Genomic DNA, 20611 nt, shown 5'->3' with positions numbered 1-20611 from the left:
CGGCCAGTGAAATCCCTGAAAATTGCGATCGTCGGTGCCGGACCTGCGGGCCTTGCGGCTGCCCTGTTTCTATCACGTGCCGGTCATACGACGGAAATTATCGAGCGGTTCGATAGTCCTTCGCCGGTCGGATCCGCGCTGATGCTGCAGCCAACCGGCCTGACCGTGCTGGAATCGCTCGGCCTCGGTCCTGCCATTCACGCCGCCGGCAATCGCATCGATCGGCTGTTCGGCACCGAGGCGAAACGTGGCTGCATCGTTCTTGATGTGCGCTATGACACGCTGGCTGGCGGGCGCTATGGGCTGGCGGTTCATCGCGCCGCGCTGTTCGACACGCTCTATGACGAAGTCTCTGCGCGGCGACACCTTGTCCTCACCGGACGGCGGGTAACTGGCGTGCTGGAAGAGGGCAGTCACAGCTATCTCATTACTGAGGGCGGAGAGCGGTTGGGGCCGTATGATCTTGTCGTCGACGCGAGCGGCGCGCGTTCTGAGTTGGTCGCTGCCTGCCCGGTCGCACCATGGGTGCGCAATCTCGTCTATGGCGCCTTCTGGGCGATGCTGGATTGTCCCGATGGATTGGTGGATGAGAGGGCGCTGACGCAGCGCTACGACCAGGCGAAAGTGATGATCGGCGTGTTGCCGATCGGACAGCGTAAGCCGGATCTGCCGAAGCAGGCGGCGTTGTTCTGGAGCTTGAAGATAGCGGATGCCGACGAGGTGCGCCGGCAGGGGCTCGAGCGCTGGAAGTCGGCTATCCGCGGCTATTGGCCGGAATGCCAGCCGTTGCTTGATCAAATTATCGATTGGGAACAGTTGACGCTGGCGCGTTACACCCATCGAACCGTGGCCATTCCCTATAGCGGTCGCACGGTCTTCGTCGGTGACTCCGCCCATTCGACCAGTCCGCAACTCGGGCAGGGCGCCAATATGGCGTTGCTGGATGTAGCGGCGCTTGCGCATGCATTGGCGGGCAACGAGGATATCGGCGCGGCGCTTGCCGCATACGCCAAAGCGCGGCGGATGCATGTGCGGCTGTTCCAGTTGCTGTCGCTTGCGTTTACGCCGTTCTACCAGTCGGATTCGGCAGCGCTCGCCTGGATCCGGGATCGACTGGTTGCCATGATCGCCAGGGTACCGCCGGGGCCGCAGATCTTGGCGTCTATTGTCTCCGGCACCTTGATCGACCCATTTGCCGCTGCTGGCCTCAGCGAATGCGACTGGCTGCGGACCATCGTTCCGCAGCCGTCTTGATCATTTCTGCCGCTCGGTCAGGAAAATGAGCAGCGCCACGACCGGGAAGCAGACGCCGATCCAAGAGGCGAGGTTCCAGCCGCCGGTGGCATAGGCCCAGCCGCCGATCGCCGAGCCGAGGGCGCCGCCGGCAAAGAATGTCGCCATGTAGAGACCGTTCAGGCGGCTGCGATGTTCGGCGCTCAGCGCAAAGATGGCGCGCTGGCCGAGCACAAGATTGGTCTGTACGCCGAAATCGAGCAGGATGCCGGAGAGCGTCAATGTCGCCAGCGCCAGCAGTGAACCGCTGCCGGACGCGTGACCAATGAGGAGGGCGATGATGGCGAGCACCAGCGCGAAGGTGGTGGCAAGCTTTGTCCAGCCGCGATCAGCGACACGGCCGGCAATCGGCGAAGCGACCGCGCCCGCAGCTCCAGCCAGCGCGAAGAGCGCAATACCGTTCTGCGTCAGGCCGAAGGCAGGGCTTGCAAGCAGCAGCGGCGTCGTCGTCCAGAACAGGCTGAAGGCGCCGAACATGCAGGCCTGATAGAGCGCGCGGCGCTGTAGCACCGGCGTATGCAGCGCGAGATGGCCCATTGAAGAAAGCAGTTGGCCGTAATGCAGCTTGGTATGCGGAACACGGGTCGGCAGGACGACGCGAAGGATGACGGCAAGTCCGATCATGACGCCGGCGGAGAGGATATAGACCGCATGCCAGGAGAAGAGTTCCGACAGGAAGCTTGCCGCGGGCCGGGCGAGCATGATGCCGCAAAGCAGGCCACTCATGACATTGCCCACAACCGCGCCGCGGCTGGCATCCGGCGCCATATGGGCGGCGAAAGGCACCAGCACCTGGACAGCGACGGAGGCGAGGCCGATGCAAAGCGAGGCGAGCAGGAAGAGCGACGGCGACCACGCAAAGGCGGCGCCGACGAGCGCTATAGCCGAAAGACCGATCAGCGTCAGTACCAGCCTGCGGTTTTCCAGGAGATCGCCGAGCGGCACGATCAGCAGCAGGCCGAGGCCGTAACCGATCTGCGTTAGTGTCACGATCAAACCGGTTGCCGCCGGCGTGAATCCCAGCGCCTGGCTGATCGGACCGGCCAGCGGCTGGCCGTAATAGAGATTGGCGGCCACCAGCCCGCAGGCGGCAGCGAACATGAATGTCAACAGCGGTGAAATGGTCTTCTCGGGGAGCGGTGTGCTCTCCCGTCTGGCAGCGGAAGTTGCGGGCATGTTTTATCCTCGATGCGTGCGAGGGAGCGTGCTCCCCGAAAATTCGTGTGAAAAAATCAGTTCAGCAGTTTCATGGCCGTCTCGGCGACGGCGAGCATATGTTCGGTTTTGCGGCCGGTCTTTCCGATCACGCGCATGCCTTTCGTTAGGGCAAGCAAGGCGCAGGCGGTGCTTTCAGGGTCGATATGCTTTGCCACGGATCCATCCGCCTGACCCAGAAGGACGAGGTCGCGAATGCGCCGCTCGTCGAAATCGAAAGCCACGCTGACACGGCTGGCGACCTCCTTGTCGAAAAGCGCAAGCTCGGTCGCGCTGCCGACCACGAGACAGCCTCTGCGGCCGATCTCACCGCACGAAGCTTCGGCGAAGAACGCCACCAAAATACGCAGTTTCTCATATGCGTTCGGGCCCTTCGCAAGAGCCTCATCGATCAGTTGCTGGCGCATACGGCGATAGCGATCGAAAGCGGCCAGGAACACGCCCCGCTTGTCGCCGAACGCCTTGTAGACGCTGCCCGCGGTCAGCCCCATGGCTTCGGTCAGTTCGCTAATCGAGGCGGCATAGTAGCCGCGCTCGGAAAAGACCCGCAGTGCCTCGTCGAGCGCTGCGTCCATATTGAATTCCCGCGGGCGACCGCGAAGCTTCGGGGAGAAGTCTTGTGTGTCTGTCGTCATGCAGACTGTTTAGGAAATGATCGTTTCCAAATCAAGCGGAATTTTGCGGCGCAACATAATCGTGATGGCGCGTTATTTGATTAGAGGTCCAGCACCCATGTCTGGCCGTTCAATTCGGGGCCGAACATGCGGTGTTTTTCTTCCGAGACGAGTCGGAATCCAGCCTGGATATAGATGGCTCGGGCAGTATCGAGGATGTCGTTTGTCCAGAGCGAAAGCTGACGATAGCCGGCGTTGCGGGCAAAACGGATGCATTCACCGACCAGCAGCTTGCCGAGGCCGAGGCCTCGTGCCGTCTTGTCGACATAGAGCAGCCGGAGCTTTGCGATACCGTCGCCGCCATCGGCGACCATGACGGAACCGATATTCAGTCCGCCCCGCTCGACGATCCAGCATTGGTCCTTCTGCGGATTGAAGTTGGAGAGGAATTTTCCGGCGACCTCGGCGATCAGGCCTTCGAAACGCAGATCCCAGCCGAATTCCTCGCAATAGAAGCGGGCCTGGCTCTGGACGATCCAGCCGATATCGCCGGCGCGGTGAGTGCGGATGACGGCGGGAGGCGTGACATTGGCACTTGAGTTGAGGACGGTCTGGATCGTTCGCATCGCGTCCACGACACGTTCGGGCTCACCGATGGCCAGCGCATCGAAATGCCCGGCGATCTCGGCGCGGGAGCGGCGGACAAACTCGTGGAACTGCGCTTGTCCCTTGTCGGTGACTGTAATGATCTGGCTGCGCAGATCGTCCGGATCTGGCTTGGTTTCGATCAAGCCGTCTTCGCGAAAGCGTTTCAGAATGCGGCTGAGATAGGCGGGATCGAGATGCAGATCCCGCGTCAGTGTCGAAGCGGCGACGCCGCCACGCGAGCCGACTTCGAACAGCACGCGGACGTCAGTCAGCGCGTAGGGACTATCGAGATAGGCTTTGTTCAGAACGCCAAGGAAACTGGTATAGAAGCGATTGAAGTCGCGCGCCGCATCGATGGTCGCGAGTTCCGTAGTCACAAGCATGGACATCGTCTCCCTACAGCATAGGAGACGATGTCCATCATTTATTTGACTCAGTCAAGTAAATTTGGCTTGATTTACGCGGCCTGGCTTGCTCTTGCCTTTTCATTGCCGACAGCGAAATCGACAGCTTTCTGTGCGTGAATCGCCGTGGTGTCGAAGCCCGGCAGAGTAAGCGCGTTCGGATCCAGGATCAGGCAGATCTCGGTGCAGCCAAGAATGACGCTATCGGCGCCTTCGGCTTTGGCGCGCTCGATGATGGCCATCAGCTTCCGGCGCGACTCGTCCTTGACGACGCCGGCGCAGAGTTCATTGAAGATGATGTCGTGGGTCGTGGTGCGATCTTCAGCGCCGGGGACCATGACGGAAACGCCATTGCGGGCCATGCGGTCGGCATAGAAGCCGTGTTCCATCGTGTAGCGCGTGGCAAGCAGTAGCGGCTTAACGCGGCCGGCGGCCTTCAGCGTGGCAGCGGTCTCGTCGATGATATGGATCAGGGGGATCGAGATACGCGCGGCAACTTCCGGGGCGATCAGATGCATGGTGTTGGTGCAGATCAACACGCATTCGGCACCGGCGATCTGCAGGCGAAGCGCGGCATCCCCGAGACGGGCAGCGGCATCGTCCCAACGCCCGGCCTTCTGCATGGCGACGATCTCTTCGAAATTGACGGAATACATCAGCACCTCGGCAGAGGCGAGGCCGCCCAGTCTGTCGCGAACCATCTCATTGATAAGACGATAATAAACTGCCGAACTCTCGAAACTCATGCCGCCGATCAGGCCGATAGTGCGCATACTGCCGCTCTCCGTTCTCGAATGTGAATAGCAGAATATTGAGACATTTCACGCGCCTCGTGTTTGCAATCTTTGTCGTCTATGCGATCTTCACTGCAAGATTTTGCGCAAGAATGATATTATGCGCAAAATTACAGCGCCATTAGGGAGATCGTTGCATATGCTCGACGGGCGAGACAGAAAGATTCTCGATCTTTTGCAGACCGATGCCGGCATTTCGGTGACCGATCTTGCCGACCGCGTGGCGCTGTCGGTCTCCGCCTGTTCCCGTCGCATTCAGCGGCTGGAGGAGAGTGGCCACATCGCCAGACGTATTGTCGTGCTCGACCGCGAGAAGATGGGTGTGCCCACCACGCTCTACGCGCTGATCAAGACCGCACATCATGCCGACGAATGGATCGAGACCTTTCGCAAGGCGATCAGCGACATTCCGGAGATTGTCGAGGCGCACCGGCTGACCGGCAATCACGACTACATCCTGAAAATCGTGCTGCCGCGTGTCGAGCACTATGATGTCATCTACAAGATGCTCGTACGCAAGATCGAGCTCTTCGATGTCTCGGCCTCCATTTCCATGGAGGAGTTGAAAAGCGGCACATCCATCCCCGTCGGCTATGCACATTGAGCTCACTACGGTCGCGTGCTGATTCTGCATATCACCTCAGCAAAGCTGTCATGAAAATCACCAGTTTTTAAGTTGTAGAGTCGCTGTCGCAATTATCGCTTTAGGGGCAATATGCCATGCGCAATTCTGACATTCAAAACTACTTCCTGCCTGGTGAAAAATTATTGTGGCTGGGCCAGCCGAAGCAAGGGCTCATGTTTAATAAGAAAGATCTACTGCAAGTGCCTTTTTCGTTGTTGTGGGGCGGCTTTGCGATCTTCTGGGAAAGTTCGGTGATACGCCAGATCAATGCGCCAGTCGTTTTCAGGTTATGGGGCGTGCCTTTCGTATTGATCGGTCTCTATCTTATCGTTGGTCGTTTTGCGGTCGATGCGTTCGTTCGCGCAAGGACACAGTATGCGGTCAGTGACCAGCGCATCATAATTTTACGCGACGGCTGGTTTTCCAAGATTCTTACCGTATCGCTGGAACGGTTGCCGGCTCTGGATCTGGATCAGCGCGGTGATGGAACAGGGACGATCAGCTTCGGAACCGATACCCAAGTCGGCTATGGCCGTTTCGGCGGTATGGGTGCCTGGACTCCAGCGCTTTCCAACGTTCCACAATTTCTCGGTGTCAAGGACGTCCGCGACGTATTCAATCTGATCTTGCGCGCGCAATCGGCGAAAGCATCTTAGCCGCTATGGCAAGGTGGCAGATGCAGGGGTGCCATGCGTAAAAGACGGTTGCTGGCCATCATCCTCAACCCTACGCTTGCGAAGACAAAACAGGGTGCGGGGTGTCGTCATGCAGGATCATCACGTTGTCGTCGTCGGGGGTGGATTTGGCGGCTTGCAGCTCGTCAACGATCTCAAGGGAGCTCCGGTCCGGATCACGCTGATCGACCGGCGCAACCATCATCTGTTCCAGCCGCTGCTCTATCAAGTCGCCACTACGTTGCTCGCCACGTCCGAGATCGCCTGGCCAATCCGAAGCTTTTTCCGCGATCGGCCGGAAGTGACGACATTGCTGGCGGAGGTCGTCGGCGTCGACAGCCAGGCACATGAGGTGACGCTGAAGGGTGGCACCACGATCGCCTATGATACGCTTGTGCTGGCGACGGGTGCGACGCATGCCTATTTCGGGCATGACGAATGGGAACCGGTGGCGCCGGGCCTTAAGACGCTGGAGGATGCGACGACGATCCGCCGCCGCGTTCTTTTGGCCTTCGAGCAGGCGGAGCTGGAAACCGATCCCGCCGTCTGCGACGCTTTGCTGACTTTTACCATCGTCGGCGCCGGGCCGACCGGCGTCGAGCTTGCCGGCATTATTGCCGAGCTGGCCAGAACGACACTCCCGAAGGAATTCCGCAACATAGACACCACCAAGGCCAGGATCATTCTTGTCGAAGCCGGGCCGCGCGTTCTCCCAAGTTTTGACGAGGGGCTGTCTTCTTATGCCCACAAGGCGCTGGAAAAGTCGGGCGTCGAAGTTCGCACGGGAAAACCCGTTACATCGTGCACCGCGGAGGGTGTCACGATCGGGGAGACCTTCGTGCCGAGCCGGACGATCGTCTGGGCCGCTGGCGTGCAGGCTTCGCCGGCGGCGAAATGGCTCGCCGTTTCGGCCGACCGCGCCGGCCGCGTCGTGGTTGACAAGGAACTGAGAGCGTCTGGCGAGGCGGATATCTTTGTCATCGGCGACACGGCGGCGGTCATGCGCGGGGATGGCAGTCCCGTGCCGGGCATCGCGCCGGCCGCCAAGCAGCAGGGCTCTTACGTCGCCAAGATGATACGGGCCAAGTTATCGGGCCAGCCGGCACCAGGGCCATTTCACTATCATCATCAGGGAAGTCTCGCGACGATCGGCAAAAGTGCTGCGATCATCGATTTCGGCTGGATCAAGCTCAGGGGATGGATCGCCTGGTGGGTCTGGGGCCTTGCCCACATCTACTTCCTGATCGGCGTGCGCTGGCGCATTGCGGTCGCCTGGAGCTGGCTGTGGATCTATATCAGCCGCCAGCACAGCGCCCGGCTGATCACGCAAAGGGAAACCATGCGCGAAGATTAAAGAAGGCGGCGCCCGTTTCGGACGCCGCCGTTTTTCTTAGGCCAGCGAAGCGATATCGATGACGAAGCGATAGCGAACGTCGCTCTTCAGAACGCGCTCATAGGCTTCGTTGATCTCCTGGATGTTGATCTTCTCGATCTCGGCGACGATGTTGTGCTCGCCGCAGAAGTCGAGCATTTCCTGGGTTTCCTTGATCGAGCCGATCATGGAGCCGGAAAGGCTGCGGCGGCCGGGGATGAGCGAGAAGGCGTGAACCGGAACGGCATGTTCCGGAACGCCGACCAGCACCATGCTGCCGTCATACTTCAGCAGGTTGAGATAGGCATTCCAGTCGATGGCGGTGCCGACCGTGTTGATAATCAGGTCAAACGTGCCTGCGAGCTTGGTGAAGGTCTCGGCATCGCTGGTGGCGTAATAATCCTTGGCGCCCAGCTTGAAGCCGTCTTCCTTCTTCGACAGCGTCTGGCTGAGAACCGTCACGTCGGCGCCCATGGCATGCGCCAGCTTGACGCCCATATGGCCGAGACCGCCCATGCCGACGATGGCGACTTTCTTACCCGGGCCTGCCTTCCAGTGGCGCAGCGGCGAGTAGAGCGTGATGCCGGCGCACAGCAGCGGTGCACCCGAATCCAGCGGAATATTGTCGGGGAAGGAGAGGACATAGCCTTCCTTGACGACGATCGAGTCGGAATAGCCGCCATAGGTCGGCGTCTCGCCGTCTGCTTCCACGTCGTTGTAGGTCTGGACCAGGCCCGGCAGGAAGTGTTCGTAGTCCAAATCGCGCGTCGCGCAGGTCGTGCAGGAATTGACAAAGCAGCCGACGCCGACGCGGTCGCCGACCTTGAACTTCGTCACCTTCGAACCGACGGCCGTGACGAGGCCGGCAACTTCATGGCCAGGCACCATCGGATACTTCGAGCCGCCCCATTCGTTGCGGGCCTGGTGGATGTCGGAATGGCAAACGCCACAATATTTAACGGAGATGACGACGTCGTCTTCGTTCGGCTCGCGACGTTCGAAGGTGAAGGGAGTAAGCGGCTTGGACGCGTCGGTGGCGGCATAACCCTTTGCAATTGCCATGGAAGACTTCCTTTTGTTAGGATTGGCTTTGGGGTGGCCGACTTATGGACCGGAACCGGGTGAGAGCGTTAGAGCGATCCTGCAAGCTTTATGTACGATCCTGCGAATCTAAATTGGCAGCGGCTCTTTTTCAGCGGCGAGGGGTCACCTAGATAAGCTGCGACAAGCCCTCGAAAACAGTTGGTTGCGCATGACACTGCCATTCAATCCCAACCAGGAACTCGCCTCCATCGTTGCCCGTTTCGCCACGGGGGATGGAGAACATCGCACACCGATCGACGGTCTCAATCTATACCGGCAGTCGGCGGTGACCGTGTGGCAGCATGGGGCCTATCGACCTTCCTATGCCGTCGTTGTCCAGGGACGCAAAAGCCTGACGGTCGGTGCCGACACGTACCATTACGGTGTCGGCGAGTATATTCTGACCGCTCTCGATCTGCCCGTATCGACACAGGTAACCAATGTCCACAGTGAAACTCCCTACCTCTGTTTTGCCATGGTGCTCGACAGCGAACGGCTGAATGAGCTGTTATCGCGCGTCAACATTCCGCGCCAAGCGATGACATCGGAACCCATGCGTGGGCTTGCGGTCAATGCGGCATCGCCGGAACTGCTCGACGCCTCGTTGCGGCTACTTAGATTGCTCGACCGGCCGGAGGATATTCCTGCCATGGCGCCATTGATCGAGCAGGAAATCCTCTACCGTCTGTTGACGGGCCCGAACGGTCCTCGGCTGCTGCAAGTCGCGATGGCGGAGAGCCAGAGCAACAGAGTGGCGCGCGCGGTTGCCTGGATTCGCGGCAATTTCGTCCAGCCGCTGCGCATCGAGGAACTGGCGGAACGCGTCGGCATGAGCGTCTCCTCGCTGCACCATCATTTCAAGGCGGTGACTGCGATGTCGCCGATGCAATATCAGAAGCAGCTCCGGCTCCACGAGGCGCGGCGGCTGATGATCGTCGAGCAGCTCGATGTCGGATCGGCTGGCCACCGCGTCGGCTATCAGAGCCCTTCGCAGTTCAGCCGTGAATATAGCCGCCTCTATGGCCTGCCGCCGCTGAAGGATGTCGAGGCCATGCGGAGCCCGGTTGCCGCGGAATAATTTCCTTCGTTTTTGACGCGTTGCAGCAACGATTTGCGCTTGACGCTGGCTTTGCCCTCAGTCATAACGACGGCGAACCGTACCGTACGGTACGTATTTGGGGGTGGCCATCGTGCTGAGCGAAGCAGGACAGTCGAGCGAGTTTTCGCCGCGCCAGAACGCCGTTCTGGAACAGGCGCTGCGTCTGCTCGTCGACGGCGGCGAAAAGGCGCTGACGACCTCGGGCGTCGCGCGCGCTGCCAATTGCTCCAAGGAAAGTCTCTATAAATGGTTCGGCGATCGCGACGGTCTGCTGTCGGCGATGATTGCCTATCAGGCGAGCAAGGTACGCACCTTCGAGCGCAACGGCGAACGGCTGACCGTGGCGAGCCTGCATGACCATCTCGTCATTTTCGCCCGCGATCTGCTGGAAGTCCTGGCGGGCGACGTTTCGCTCGCATTGAACCGTCTGGCGATCGGTCAATCGAACCGCGACGGCTCGAAACTCGGCAAGCTTCTGCTGGAGCGCGGCCGCCGCCAGATCGACCGGCGCGCCAGCGGGCTGATCGATGCCGGCAAGCGGGCAGGGCTGCTGCGCTTCATGGACGCCGGCGAGGCTTACCATACGTTTTACGGGCTTATCGTTTCCGATCTGCATGTGCGCATGCTGCTCGGCGAGCCCGGTTTGAAGGACACCAGCCGTCAGGCGGAGAAGGCGGTCAGCGCCTTCCTCCGGCTCTACGGCACGGAAAAGGTATTGGCGGAAGCGACAGCGACCGTCTGACAATTAAAATCTGCACCCAGACAAGCAAAGGGAAGGACAAACAATGCGCGTCTATTACGATCGTGATGCCGATCTCAACCTCATCAAGTCGAAGAAGGTCGCCGTCATTGGCTACGGTTCCCAGGGCCGCGCCCATGCGCTGAACCTGAAGGACAGCGGTGCGCAAAACCTTGCGATCGCGCTCAAGGCCGGCTCGGCAACCGCCAAGAAGGCTGAAGCCGACGGCTTCAAGGTCATGACCGTTGCCGAAGCTGCTGCCTGGGCCGACCTGATGATGATGGCGACCCCGGACGAACTGCAGGCCGACATCTACAAGTCCGAAATCGCTCCGAATATCCGTGACGGCGCTGCGATCGCTTTCGCACACGGCCTCAACGTTCACTTCGGCCTCATCGAGCCGAAGGCTTCGGTCGACGTCGTCATGATCGCTCCGAAGGGCCCAGGCCACACGGTTCGCGGCGAATATCAGAAGGGCGGCGGCGTTCCCTGCCTCGTTGCCGTTCATCAGAACGCTTCCGGCAATGCGCTTGAACTCGCTCTCTCCTACGCTTGCGGCGTCGGCGGCGGCCGTTCCGGCATCATCGAAACCAACTTCCGCGAAGAGTGCGAAACCGATCTCTTCGGCGAACAGGTCGTTCTTTGCGGCGGTCTCGTCGAGCTCATCCGCGCCGGCTTCGAAACGCTGGTTGAAGCTGGCTACGCTCCGGAGATGGCCTATTTCGAGTGCCTGCATGAAGTGAAGCTGATCGTCGACCTGATCTATGAAGGCGGTATCGCCAACATGAACTACTCGATCTCGAACACGGCCGAGTGGGGCGAATACGTCACCGGTCCGCGCATCATCACCGAAGAGACCAAGGCTGAGATGAAGCGTGTCCTGAAGGACATCCAGACCGGCAAGTTCACCTCCGAGTGGATGCAGGAATACCGTTCCGGCGCTGCCCGCTTCAAGGGCATCCGCCGCAACAACGACAGCCACCAGATCGAAGAAGTCGGCGCCAAGCTGCGCGGCATGATGCCCTGGATCGGCAAGAACAAGCTGGTCGACAAGAGCGTCAACTAAGCTTCTTCAGCTTTACACCGCAATGAAAAGGGCCGGGGAGGGAGACTTCCCCGGCCCTGACCGTTTCAAGACGGGTTTACGGCTTACATAGCCGATCAAATATTTTTCCGGGCTCTCATCCGCAGCCACCTCGTCGGTTTGCCATCGTAGCCGCCGCCGTCGGTTTCGTTGAGGGAGATGTCCTTCCAGCCGGTCGAAATGAGCAGATCGTTAAGCCAGTGGGCCGAGAGATAATTGTAATATCGGCCGAAGCTGTCGTGCCCCTCGGCTTCTCCCGCTTTGAAACTGGCGTGAAATATGCCGCCGTTCTTCAGGGCCTTGTGGATGCGGTTGAAAATCCCTGGAAGATCGGGTCGCCGCACATGCAATAGGGATGCTTCGGCCCAGATGCCGTCATAGAGTTGGTCGTCCTCCAGCTCCTCGAACCTGCGAACGATGACCGGCTTTCCGATCAACTTTTCGGCCTGCTCGGCTATTTCCGGCGAACCGTCTGTGGGCGTGACGTTGAAGCCGCGCGAGATCATGTAGGCTGCGTCTTGGCCGCCGCCGCAGCCTAATTCCAGAATCGATGCACCGGCGGGAAGGGTATTCAGGAAGGCATCGAGTCGCCGCTGCGGCAGGCTGCGATCGCGCCTGACATAGACGGCGGCGTTGTCGTCGTAGAAGGAGGACGTGGGGTTGTCGTTTGTCATGCGTGTTCCCATTCGGTCATCAACTTGAGTATCGGAGCGGGATCGCTGTTTCGCAAGTTTGATCTTGAATTGCGGGCGAGAAGTAACTAGTCTTTTAACTAGTCAGATGGAGGGTGTCATGCGCCAGTGGCCTGTTCAGGACGCCAAAGCGAAATTTAGTGAAATGCTTGATGCCTCGCTGGAGGAAGGGCCGCAGCTTGTTTCAAAAAGAGGCGAACCTAAAGCCGTGCTTGTTTCCGTGTCTGAGTGGGAAGCACTGAACAAGCGGGCCAAGCCGTCCGCCAAGGACGTGCTTCTCGCGCCGGAGCCAAGATTCGATCTCGATATCCCGTCTCGTAAGGAATGGGTCTGGCGGGACGTCAATCTGAGTGAGGATTGACGCTTGTATTTGCTTGATACGAATGTGGTATCGGAATTGCGCAGGGTAAAGCCGCATGGCGCGGTACTGGCCTGGATACATAGTGTCAGGAGTGACGACCTTGCGATTTCGGCCATCACGATCGGCGAGATCCAGCGCGGTATAGAGTTGACTGGAGAAACCGATCCGCAAAAGGCAAAAGAGCTTATGCGTTGGCTGGACAGTTTGCAGCTTGGGATTCGGGTCATTCCCCTGGATGCGGAGTGCATGATCCGATGGGCGCAATTCATGCATCGCAAATCGCCGACGCTGATTGCCGATGCGATGATAGCGGCGACTGCATCCGTTCATAATCTCACGATCGTTACGCGCGATATCGTCGATTTTTCGGCCTTTCCCGCTGCTGTTCTCAACCCCTTTGACTACAAATCTCCTTGAGAATGTCACCGTCACAAACAAAATAGGTCAGTATTATTGACTTATCGTTTGTTGCGTGATCTTGTGGCACAAAGACAAAAAATTACGAGGAAGCCCCATGCTGAATTGGGAAAATATCTTTGCGACGCGCTCAAGCCGTATGCGCGCCTCCGAAATCCGCGAGTTGCTGAAGCTGCTGGAGCGTCCGGACATCATCTCGTTTGCGGGCGGCATTCCCGATCCGGCGCTGTTTCCGGATCAGGAATTCAAGCAGGCTTATGCGGACATCTTTTCCGGCCCGGCTGTCAACGCGGCGCTGCAATATTCGGTCAGCGAAGGCTACAAGCCGCTGCGCGAATGGCTGGTCGGCCAGATGGTGGCGCTTGGGGTTCCCTGCGAGCTTGAAAACGTCTTTATCGTTTCCGGTTCGCAACAGGGTCTCGATTACCTGGGTAAGCTGTTCCTGTCGCCGAAGGATACGGCATTGGTCACCGCGCCGACCTATCTCGGTGCGTTGCAGGCATTCAATGCCTATGAGCCGACTTACGATCAGCTCACGCCGAACGGCAATCGCACGCCGGCTTCCTACCGCGCGACTGCCGAGCAGGCGGGTGGAAAGGTAAAGTTCGCCTATCTCTCCGCCGATTTTGCCAATCCGACCGGCGAAACGGTCGATCTCGCTTCCCGCGAAAAGCTGATCGATCTCGGCGACGAACTGGATATCGCCATCATCGAAGATGCTGCGTATCAGTCGCTGCGTTATGACGGCGAGGCGATCCCGCCAATCCTGGCGCTGGAGATAGCCCGCAAAGGCAATATCAACGATACGCGGACGATCTATTGCGGCAGCTTTTCCAAGACCTTGGCGCCGGGTCTTCGCGTTGGTTTCGTCGTTGCCAACGCGCCAGTCATTCGCAAATTGGTGCTGATGAAGCAGGCGGCTGATCTGCATTCCTCGACCATCAACCAGATTGCCATCCATCAAGTCGCCGAACGCGGCTTCGATGCGCAGGTCGCCAAGGTCCGCAAGACTTATAGCCACCGACGCGACTGCATGCTGGCGGCGCTTGCGAAATATATGCCTGAGGTTACGAGCTGGACGAAACCCGAGGGCGGGATGTTCGTCTGGGTTACCCTGCCGAAGGGCATGGATGGGGCCAAGCTGCTGGCAAAATCGCTGGAGACTGCGAAAGTGGCCTTCGTGCCCGGCCAGGCCTTCTTCGCCGATGGCTCCGGCCCGAACACCTTCCGCGTCAGCTTCTCCTGCGCCAACGAGCAGATGATCGATGAGGGGATCTCGCGGCTCGGCAAGTTGATCGCCAGCGAAATCGGGGCGATGGCGGCCTAGTTCTTACCTTCTCCCCAGCTGGGAGAAGGATGCGCTTTAGCGCAGGTTGAGGGGGGCGTTGCACCGTAAGGATTGCCTTTCGCTTGCCGCTGAAGGCGCTCGCCGCAATGCGACGGGTTCCCCCCTCAACCGGCCAATCACTGCTTCACTGCGTTCAGCAGTTCTTGTCCACCTTCTCTTCGGGGAGAGAAGGTTTTTGGCTTTCCATCAGTTCGCCAGATGCGGTGCAATCAGCGAGAGGTCGGCATCGCTCAGCCTGTCGGTTGCTGTATTGCGCTGGTGCCAGTAGGGATACAGTAAAGGCAACAGACTGACGTCGTCGAGGCGCTTGCGCTCTTCTTCCGTCAGCTTCAGCTCGGCGCTGGCGAGATTGTCCTTGAATTGCGCGTCCGTGCGACCGCCGATGATGACAGACGTTACGCCCTTGCGGCCGATCAGCCAGGCGAGTGCGACCTGTGCGGCTGAGACGCCACGACCATCGGCGATCTCCACCAGCGTATCGACGATGTTCCACAGGCGGTTCTCGTCGCGGATCGGCGGCTCGGTCCAGCCGGCAAACTGGCGGGTGCCTTCCGGCGTCGCTTGGTTGCGGCGATGCTTGCCGGAGAGGAGGCCGCCGGCGATCGGGCTCCAGACGAGGACGCCGAGGCCCTGGTCGATGCTGACTGGCAGCAGCTCATATTCGGCATCTCGCGCTTCCAGCGTATAGTGGATCTGCTGGCTGACGAAACGTTCGCGCTTGTCGCGCTCGCTGACGCCGAGTGCTTTCATGATGTGCCAGCCGGAAAAATTCGAGCAGCCGATGTAGCGCACCTTGCCTTGACGGATGAGCGTATCGAGCGCTTCCATCGTTTCTTCGAGCGGCGTCTGGCCGTCCCATTCATGCAACTGATAGAGATCGATGACATCAGTCTTCATGCGCTTCAGGCTGGCTTCGCAGGCCTGGATCAATACGCCGTTCTTGCGCGGGCCGCCGATGATCTCGCCGAGAATCTCCTCGGAAGCCCCTTGCGAGTAGACATCGGCCGTATCGATCAAGTTGACGCCGGCATCGAGGCACATATCGACAAGTCGTTTCGCCTCGCTGACGCCGAGATCACCGACGGTCTTCGCCCAGCCGACGCCACCGAAGGTCATCGTGCCCATGGTGATGCTCGAAACTTTGAGGCCGGAGCGGCCAAGCAGACGGTATTCCATAGATTATCCTCCAAAACCAAAGCTGAAACTCGCGTGCTAGGAGATAGTGCAGGGCGTTTATGGTCAAGGTCGAATGATAGTATGAACGACCGGTCTGCGATTGCAGATTGTCACAATCATGTTAACCGCCGCCGCTAAGGAACCCTTCTCATCACCCAGCCGAGGACGCTTCATGAAGACGTTTGTTTCCGCTCTCGCCGGCCTGCTGGCCATTGCTCTTTTCTCAGGTTCTGCCGCCGCCGCCGATCTCGTCCTCTACACCAGCCAACCGAATGCCGATGCGCAGGCAACCGTCGATGGCTTCATGGCTGCCAATCCCGGCATCAAGGTCGATTGGGTTCGCGACGGCACGCCGCAGATCATCGCCAAGCTGCAGGCGGAAATCCAGGCCGGCGCTCCCGTTGCCGACGTTCTGCTGATCGCCGATACGGTTACGCTGGAGCGCCTGAAGGAAGCCGGCAAACTATTGGCCTATAAGTCGGCGGAAGCCGCAAACTACGATCCGGCGCTCTATGACGCCGACGGCTACTACTATTCCACCAAGCTGATCACCACCGGCATCGTCTATAACACCGCCGCTTCGATGAAGCCCACGAGCTGGCAGGACCTGACCAAGCCGGAAGCCAAGGGGCTCGTCGCCATGCCGAGCCCGCTTGCTTCGGGTGCCGCTCTCATTCACGCGCAGACGCTTGCCGGCGTCGGCAGTCTCGGCTGGGATTTCTACAAGAATCTCGCCGCTAACGGCGCAATCGCTTCCGGCGGCAATGGTGCGGTGCTGAAGGCGGTTGCTTCCGGCGAAAAGGCCTACGGCATGATCGTCGATTACATGCCAATCCGCGAAAAGGCCAAGGGTGCGCCGCTGGAATTCGTTTTCCCGACCGAAGGCGTTTCGGCCGTGACCGAGCCGGTCGGCATTCTCGCCAGCACCAAGCATGTCGACGCCGCCAAGAAATTCGTCGACTACGCTCTGTCGGAAAAGGGCCAGCAAGGCTTCCTGAACCTCGGCTATATCCCTGCCCGCAACGGCATGCCGCTGCCCGCCGGTTTCCCGGCGCGTGACAGCATCAAGGTTTTGCCGTTGAATGCGGCCGAAGCTCTGAAGAACACCGACCAGGATCTGAAGACCTTCTCTTCCTATTACGGATCGAAGTGATCCAATCTGGACGGCCGATGTACGGATATGTGCGGAAGGGAAACAGCCAGCCAACCTGGCTGTTTCCTTTTGTCGTTACCATCGTGATGCTGCTCAGCGCGCTGCCACTGGCGCGGCTGGCGGAGGCTGGCATCGAGGCGCTGCTGCGTGGCGGAGCCTACGAACTGATCACCGATCCCGCCCTCTGGCGTTCGGCCTGGTATACGATTGAGACCGCCGTGTTTGGCACGGTTATTTCCGTGTTGCTCGGCAGCCTCTTTGCCTTCCTGCTCACCTTGACCGACATTCCGGGCCGGGGACCCCTTAGTTTTCTTTTCGTCCTGCCGATGATGATCCCGCCGCAGGTCACCGCGCTCGCCTGGGTGCAGATGTCCGGCCCATCGAGCCCCCTGTTGAAGGCGCTGCACATCGCGCCGCCGCTCGGCTCGCCGCAGCCGCTTTATTCTGTCGGCGGCATTGCGCTGCTCTATGGCGTGCAGCACGCGCCGTTGGTTTATCTGGCACTCCGGGCCGGTCTGATGGCACTGCCGCGTGACGGCGTCGAGGCGGCAAGGCTTTCGGGTGCTTCGGGATTTCGGGTGTTCCGCGACATCATCCTGCCGCTGTCACTGCCCGGTGTCATCGCCGGCGCCGCCATTGCCTTCGTCTCTTCGATCGGCAATTTCGGCATCCCGGCTATACTCGGCATTCCTGCTTCGATCTTCACCTTGTCGACGTTGATCTTCACCAAATTCTCCACCTTTGGCCCACGCACCTTCGGTGACATCGCCGTGCTGTCGGCGATGATCGCGGTGATTTCGGTTGCCGGCCTTGCGGTGCAGGGCAAAGCGCTGAAAGGGCGGGATTATCGCGTCATCGGCCTTTCCGGCGCCTCTGCCGCCCTCGCGCTCGGCCGTTGGCGTCTTGCCGCCGTGCCGCTGCTGTGGATGATCCTGTTCATTATGCTCGTCGCACCGTTCTTCGCTCTGGTCGCCGGCGCGCTGGTGCCGGCCTATGGCGTGCCGTTGACCTTCAAGACGGCGTCGTTGCACGCCTTCACCGAAATTCTGTTTCGGCAGACGGTGACGCGCGTCGCTTTTTCCAATTCCCTATTCCTCTCCGGGATGACGGCACTTGGTCTCCTGGTGGTGACTGTTCTGGCCGCTTACTCCCTGACGCGGCGCAAGGATATGCTGAGCCGGATTGTCGGCGGATTGATCGAGATTCCCTATTCGCTGCCGGGGATCATCGTCGCCGTTTCCTTCATCCTGGTTTTCGCGGCACCATTGCCCGTCCTCAATATCACGCTTTACGGCACGATCTGGATCATTCTGCTCGCCTATTTCTCGGCCTATTTCGCTGTCAGCCTCAAGCCGGTGATGAGCGCCTTTCTGCAGCTCGATCCGGCGCTGGAGGAGGCGGCTCGTCTCTCAGGCGCCGGTTTCTTCCGTCGTCTTACCGATATCATCGTGCCACTGATCGCGCCGGCAGCGGGCGCTTCGGTGATCCTGGTTTTTCTCATCGCCTGCAATGAGCTTACCGTTTCCGCTTTGCTCTGGGCGGCGGGCACGCAAACGCTCGGCGTCGTCATCTACAATCTCGATGATGGCGGCAGCGCCGATCTCGCCTCCGCCATGTCCGTCATCGTCGTCGCCATGGTGGTCACCATGATGTTGTTGCTGGAAATTCTGGCCAAGCACCTGCCGAAGGGAGTGGTGCCGTGGCGAAGCTGATCCTCAATCACGTCAGCAAGGATTTCGGCACGGGCGGTCGTCCGGCGGTCAAGGCGCTGTCGCTGGAAGTCCGTGAAGGTGGTTTCCTGGCGTTGCTCGGCCCCTCCGGCTGCGGCAAGACGACGGTGCTGAGGATGATAGCCGGCTTCGAGCAGCCGACGGATGGTTCGATCCATCTCGGCGAACGTCTGCTTGCCGATGCCGCCCATACCTTGCCGCCGGAGCGGCGCAACATGGCGATGGTGTTCCAGTCCTATGCACTCTGGCCGCATATGAACGTTGCCGGCAATGTCGGCTACCCACTCAAAGTGCGCGGCATTTCCGGCGAGCGTTACCGTCAGAAGGTGCGAGAGGCGCTGTCGACCGTGCGGCTGGAAGACTATGCGGAACGGCGGCCTGCGGATCTTTCCGGCGGCCAGCGTCAGCGTGTGGCGCTGGCGCGCTGCCTTGTGACATCGCCCGATGTCGTGCTGCTGGACGAGCCTCTCGCCAATCTCGATCGTCATCTCAAGAAGGAGATGGAGGAGACCTTCCGCGAATTCCATCAGCGCTCGGGCGCCACCATGGTCTATGTCACTCACGACCAGAGCGAGGCAATGGCGCTCGCGACCGATGTCGCAGTCATGTCCGAGGGACGGCTATTGCAGGTGGCGGCGCCGGCGGAAATCTATGCGCGACCGGAGGGCCGGCTGGTCGGCGGACTGGTCGGACAGGGTGCGATCCTGTCGCTCGCCATTCCGGATGGTAAGCTGCGGCTTATCGATTGGCCGGCGCTGAAGACGATTTGGAGAGAGCAGGGGGACGGGAACCCGCGCGCTGATATCCTCGTTCGACCCGAGGACGTGGTCGCCGATGCCGATGGTATCTCTTGCAGGGTTGACACCGTCCTTTACGAGGGCGAGCGCTACGCCTTGCGGCTATCGCTGCCGGATGGTCAGATATTGAGAGCCTATAGCCGCGAAGCGGTGAAAACGGGCGATATTTATGCGGTCGCCGTTCGCTCGGCATGGCGGCTGTGATCGATGCGGCGGGCGGGGAGACAAGACGGTTGTTCACGGTCCCCACCTGTGCTTGAGTTGCCCGATGTCACGAATGGGAGTCGCGCCATGTCCGATCAAAACTTCCCGATTTTCGATCTCGGCGCCTTCGAGGCGGCCGACGAAGGGGAGAAGAGGCGGCTTGGTGCTGAGGTCGACGAAATCTGCCGTTCGACCGGCTTTCTGGCGATTGCCAATCATGGTGTCGATGAGGCTGTAATCCAAGCCGTATGGGCAAAGACGCACGCTTTTTTTGATCGGCCCGCCGATGTCAAGCAACGGGCAAAAGCGCCGTATCCCGGCTATCCCTATGGTTATCTTGGCCCGGGCACCGAGGCGCTGTCGAAATCGCGCAACATCGACACACCGCCCGACCTCAAGGAAAGTTTCAACGGTGGCCCGCTTGCTGTGCCGGCCGGCATGACCGATCCGGAAGCGCTCGGCTTCTGCTATGCCGCCACAATCTGGCCGGATGGCCCGGAAGGCTTTGCGGATGCCTGGAAGGCCTATTACCGTTCGATGGAGGATTTGACGGCGCGGATCATGCGCGTCTTTGCCACCGCGCTCGGTCTCGACGAGCATTTTTTCGACAGCTACGTCGACGCACCGATCAGCGCGCTCCGGGCGCTGAATTATCCCGAGCAGCGTGTCGCGCCGCAACCGGGCCAGTTGCGCGCCGGGGCGCATACCGATTATGGCAGCCTGACGATCCTGCTGCCACAGCCGGGCTCCAAGGGTCTGGAGATCATTACGCCCGACGGCCAATGGACGCCGGTGCCGCCGGTACCTGGCGCCTTCATCATTAATATCGGTGACCTGATGGCGCTTTGGACCAATGATCGCTGGGTCTCGACGGTGCACCGTGTCGTCAATCCGCCACCGGAAGAGGGAGGAATGCAACGACGGCAGTCGCTGGCGTTCTTTCACCAGCCGAACTGGTTTGCCGAGATCGCCTGCCTGCCGTCCTGTCTTTCTCCGGGCGAGGAGCCGAAATATGCCCCTGTTCTCTCCGGCCCCTATCTCATGGGCAAGTTCAAATCGACCGTAACAGCCAAGCCCAATTGATTTGGG

General features: G+C 59.9%; 21 protein-coding genes. 14 read left to right on the top strand and 7 right to left on the bottom strand.

Annotation, left to right across the window (positions count from 1 at the left end; genetic code table 11):
- The first annotated feature begins 6 nt into the window (after positions 1-6).
- Positions 7-1254, top strand: a complete 1248-nt coding sequence (locus QA648_RS08730; protein ID WP_283050909.1) for an NAD(P)/FAD-dependent oxidoreductase — start codon at positions 7-9, stop codon at positions 1252-1254.
- Here QA648_RS08730 and QA648_RS08725 read toward each other — a convergent pair whose 3' ends face one another.
- From QA648_RS08725 to QA648_RS08710, 4 genes are all read right to left on the bottom strand, one after another.
- Complete coding sequence (locus QA648_RS08725; RefSeq protein ID WP_283050907.1) at positions 1255-2469, bottom strand: MFS transporter; 1215 nt, start codon at positions 2467-2469, stop codon at positions 1255-1257. It abuts the gene before it with no gap.
- Positions 2470-2525: 56 nt separating this feature from the next.
- On the bottom strand, positions 2526-3143 hold the full coding sequence (locus QA648_RS08720) for a TetR/AcrR family transcriptional regulator (protein ID WP_283050906.1): 618 nt from the start codon (positions 3141-3143) through the stop codon (positions 2526-2528).
- An 80-nt stretch (positions 3144-3223) separates the two neighbouring features.
- Positions 3224-4153 carry a MarR family winged helix-turn-helix transcriptional regulator gene (locus QA648_RS08715; protein WP_283050905.1) on the bottom strand — a complete coding sequence of 310 codons (930 nt, stop codon included), beginning with the start codon at positions 4151-4153 and terminating at the stop codon, positions 3224-3226.
- A 74-nt stretch (positions 4154-4227) separates the two neighbouring features.
- The gene (locus QA648_RS08710; protein ID WP_104823493.1) at positions 4228-4947 is read right to left on the bottom strand and encodes an aspartate/glutamate racemase family protein; all 720 of its coding nucleotides are present in this window, start codon (positions 4945-4947) and stop codon (positions 4228-4230) included.
- 160 nt (positions 4948-5107) lie between these two features.
- Between QA648_RS08710 and QA648_RS08705 the strand changes: the two genes are divergently transcribed.
- The 3 genes from QA648_RS08705 (at position 5108) to QA648_RS08695 (ending at position 7621) form a co-directional block, all read left to right on the top strand.
- Complete coding sequence (locus tag QA648_RS08705; protein WP_104823492.1) at positions 5108-5572, top strand: Lrp/AsnC family transcriptional regulator; 465 nt, start codon at positions 5108-5110, stop codon at positions 5570-5572.
- 116 nt (positions 5573-5688) lie between these two features.
- Positions 5689-6249 carry a PH domain-containing protein gene (locus QA648_RS08700; protein WP_283050903.1) on the top strand — a complete coding sequence of 187 codons (561 nt, stop codon included), beginning with the start codon at positions 5689-5691 and terminating at the stop codon, positions 6247-6249.
- 109 nt (positions 6250-6358) lie between these two features.
- Complete coding sequence (locus tag QA648_RS08695; protein ID WP_283050902.1) at positions 6359-7621, top strand: NAD(P)/FAD-dependent oxidoreductase; 1263 nt, start codon at positions 6359-6361, stop codon at positions 7619-7621.
- A gap of 36 nt (positions 7622-7657) precedes the next feature.
- Here QA648_RS08695 and QA648_RS08690 read toward each other — a convergent pair whose 3' ends face one another.
- Complete coding sequence (locus tag QA648_RS08690) at positions 7658-8701, bottom strand: NAD(P)-dependent alcohol dehydrogenase (protein ID WP_104823489.1); 1044 nt, start codon at positions 8699-8701, stop codon at positions 7658-7660.
- Between the two features lie 190 nt (positions 8702-8891).
- On the opposite strand from QA648_RS08690, the gene QA648_RS08685 reads away from it, so the two are divergent.
- From QA648_RS08685 to ilvC, 3 genes are all read left to right on the top strand, one after another.
- Positions 8892-9800 (top strand): AraC family transcriptional regulator, encoded by a 909-nt coding sequence (locus QA648_RS08685; protein ID WP_283050900.1) that lies wholly within the window; start codon positions 8892-8894, stop codon positions 9798-9800.
- Positions 9801-9912: 112 nt separating this feature from the next.
- Positions 9913-10563 carry a TetR/AcrR family transcriptional regulator C-terminal domain-containing protein gene (locus QA648_RS08680; RefSeq protein WP_283050899.1) on the top strand — a complete coding sequence of 217 codons (651 nt, stop codon included), beginning with the start codon at positions 9913-9915 and terminating at the stop codon, positions 10561-10563.
- A gap of 43 nt (positions 10564-10606) precedes the next feature.
- Positions 10607-11626, top strand: coding sequence for a ketol-acid reductoisomerase (ilvC, locus tag QA648_RS08675; protein ID WP_104823487.1), 1020 nt, complete (start codon positions 10607-10609; stop codon positions 11624-11626).
- A gap of 95 nt (positions 11627-11721) precedes the next feature.
- On the opposite strand, the gene QA648_RS08670 is transcribed toward ilvC, so the two are convergent.
- Complete coding sequence (locus tag QA648_RS08670; protein WP_283050896.1) at positions 11722-12318, bottom strand: class I SAM-dependent methyltransferase; 597 nt, start codon at positions 12316-12318, stop codon at positions 11722-11724.
- Between the two features lie 118 nt (positions 12319-12436).
- On the opposite strand from QA648_RS08670, the gene QA648_RS08665 reads away from it, so the two are divergent.
- The 3 genes from QA648_RS08665 to QA648_RS08655 all read left to right on the top strand — a co-directional run bounded on the left by QA648_RS08665 (position 12437) and on the right by QA648_RS08655 (position 14441).
- Entirely contained in the window at positions 12437-12697 is a 261-nt protein-coding gene (locus QA648_RS08665; protein WP_104823485.1) for a type II toxin-antitoxin system Phd/YefM family antitoxin, read from the top strand.
- A 3-nt stretch (positions 12698-12700) separates the two neighbouring features.
- On the top strand, positions 12701-13114 hold the full coding sequence (locus tag QA648_RS08660; protein WP_283050893.1) for a type II toxin-antitoxin system VapC family toxin: 414 nt from the start codon (positions 12701-12703) through the stop codon (positions 13112-13114).
- Positions 13115-13211: 97 nt separating this feature from the next.
- On the top strand, positions 13212-14441 hold the full coding sequence (locus tag QA648_RS08655) for a PLP-dependent aminotransferase family protein (protein ID WP_283050891.1): 1230 nt from the start codon (positions 13212-13214) through the stop codon (positions 14439-14441).
- A gap of 207 nt (positions 14442-14648) precedes the next feature.
- Here the strand turns inward: QA648_RS08655 and QA648_RS08650 are convergent, their stop codons facing one another.
- On the bottom strand, positions 14649-15638 hold the full coding sequence (locus QA648_RS08650; RefSeq protein ID WP_283050889.1) for an aldo/keto reductase: 990 nt from the start codon (positions 15636-15638) through the stop codon (positions 14649-14651).
- 172 nt (positions 15639-15810) lie between these two features.
- Between QA648_RS08650 and QA648_RS08645 the strand changes: the two genes are divergently transcribed.
- The 4 genes from QA648_RS08645 (at position 15811) to QA648_RS08630 (ending at position 20605) form a co-directional block, all read left to right on the top strand.
- Positions 15811-16791: an ABC transporter substrate-binding protein gene (locus tag QA648_RS08645; RefSeq protein ID WP_283050887.1), complete on the top strand. Its 981-nt coding sequence runs from the start codon at positions 15811-15813 to the stop codon at positions 16789-16791.
- A gap of 17 nt (positions 16792-16808) precedes the next feature.
- Positions 16809-18503 (top strand): iron ABC transporter permease, encoded by a 1695-nt coding sequence (locus QA648_RS08640; RefSeq protein WP_283050885.1) that lies wholly within the window; start codon positions 16809-16811, stop codon positions 18501-18503.
- Positions 18491-19522, top strand: a complete 1032-nt coding sequence (locus QA648_RS08635; RefSeq protein ID WP_283050883.1) for an ABC transporter ATP-binding protein — start codon at positions 18491-18493, stop codon at positions 19520-19522. The genes QA648_RS08640 and QA648_RS08635 overlap by 13 nt, the downstream gene beginning before the upstream one ends.
- A gap of 87 nt (positions 19523-19609) precedes the next feature.
- Entirely contained in the window at positions 19610-20605 is a 996-nt protein-coding gene (locus tag QA648_RS08630; RefSeq protein ID WP_283050882.1) for a 2OG-Fe(II) oxygenase family protein, read from the top strand.
- Positions 20606-20611 lie beyond the last annotated feature (6 nt).

It is taken from the genome of Rhizobium sp. CB3171 (assembly GCF_029714265.1).
Lineage (GTDB): Bacteria > Pseudomonadota > Alphaproteobacteria > Rhizobiales > Rhizobiaceae > Rhizobium.
The sequence above is the reverse complement of the archived record's forward strand: the minus strand, read 5'-3'. Positions and strand labels throughout refer to the sequence as shown.

Bases quoted from the DNA above. Each gene is read 5' to 3' on its own strand.
- QA648_RS08690 (WP_104823489.1), bottom strand. From the start codon at position 8,701: ATGGCAATTGCAAAGGGTTATGCCGCCACCGACGCGTCCAAGCCGCTT.
- QA648_RS08710 (WP_104823493.1), bottom strand. From the start codon at position 4,947: ATGCGCACTATCGGCCTGATCGGCGGCATGAGTTTCGAGAGTTCGGCA.
- QA648_RS08665 (WP_104823485.1), top strand. From the start codon at position 12,437: ATGCGCCAGTGGCCTGTTCAGGACGCCAAAGCGAAATTTAGTGAAATG.
- QA648_RS08630 (WP_283050882.1), top strand. From the start codon at position 19,610: ATGTCCGATCAAAACTTCCCGATTTTCGATCTCGGCGCCTTCGAGGCG.
- QA648_RS08670 (WP_283050896.1), bottom strand. From the start codon at position 12,318: ATGACAAACGACAACCCCACGTCCTCCTTCTACGACGACAACGCCGCC.
- QA648_RS08705 (WP_104823492.1), top strand. From the start codon at position 5,108: ATGCTCGACGGGCGAGACAGAAAGATTCTCGATCTTTTGCAGACCGAT.
- QA648_RS08645 (WP_283050887.1), top strand. From the start codon at position 15,811: ATGAAGACGTTTGTTTCCGCTCTCGCCGGCCTGCTGGCCATTGCTCTT.
- QA648_RS08725 (WP_283050907.1), bottom strand. From the start codon at position 2,469: ATGCCCGCAACTTCCGCTGCCAGACGGGAGAGCACACCGCTCCCCGAG.
- QA648_RS08685 (WP_283050900.1), top strand. From the start codon at position 8,892: ATGACACTGCCATTCAATCCCAACCAGGAACTCGCCTCCATCGTTGCC.
- QA648_RS08700 (WP_283050903.1), top strand. From the start codon at position 5,689: ATGCGCAATTCTGACATTCAAAACTACTTCCTGCCTGGTGAAAAATTA.
- QA648_RS08650 (WP_283050889.1), bottom strand. From the start codon at position 15,638: ATGGAATACCGTCTGCTTGGCCGCTCCGGCCTCAAAGTTTCGAGCATC.
- QA648_RS08695 (WP_283050902.1), top strand. From the start codon at position 6,359: ATGCAGGATCATCACGTTGTCGTCGTCGGGGGTGGATTTGGCGGCTTG.
- QA648_RS08640 (WP_283050885.1), top strand. From the start codon at position 16,809: ATGTACGGATATGTGCGGAAGGGAAACAGCCAGCCAACCTGGCTGTTT.
- QA648_RS08655 (WP_283050891.1), top strand. From the start codon at position 13,212: ATGCTGAATTGGGAAAATATCTTTGCGACGCGCTCAAGCCGTATGCGC.
- QA648_RS08720 (WP_283050906.1), bottom strand. From the start codon at position 3,143: ATGACGACAGACACACAAGACTTCTCCCCGAAGCTTCGCGGTCGCCCG.
- ilvC (WP_104823487.1), top strand. From the start codon at position 10,607: ATGCGCGTCTATTACGATCGTGATGCCGATCTCAACCTCATCAAGTCG.
- QA648_RS08715 (WP_283050905.1), bottom strand. From the start codon at position 4,153: ATGCTTGTGACTACGGAACTCGCGACCATCGATGCGGCGCGCGACTTC.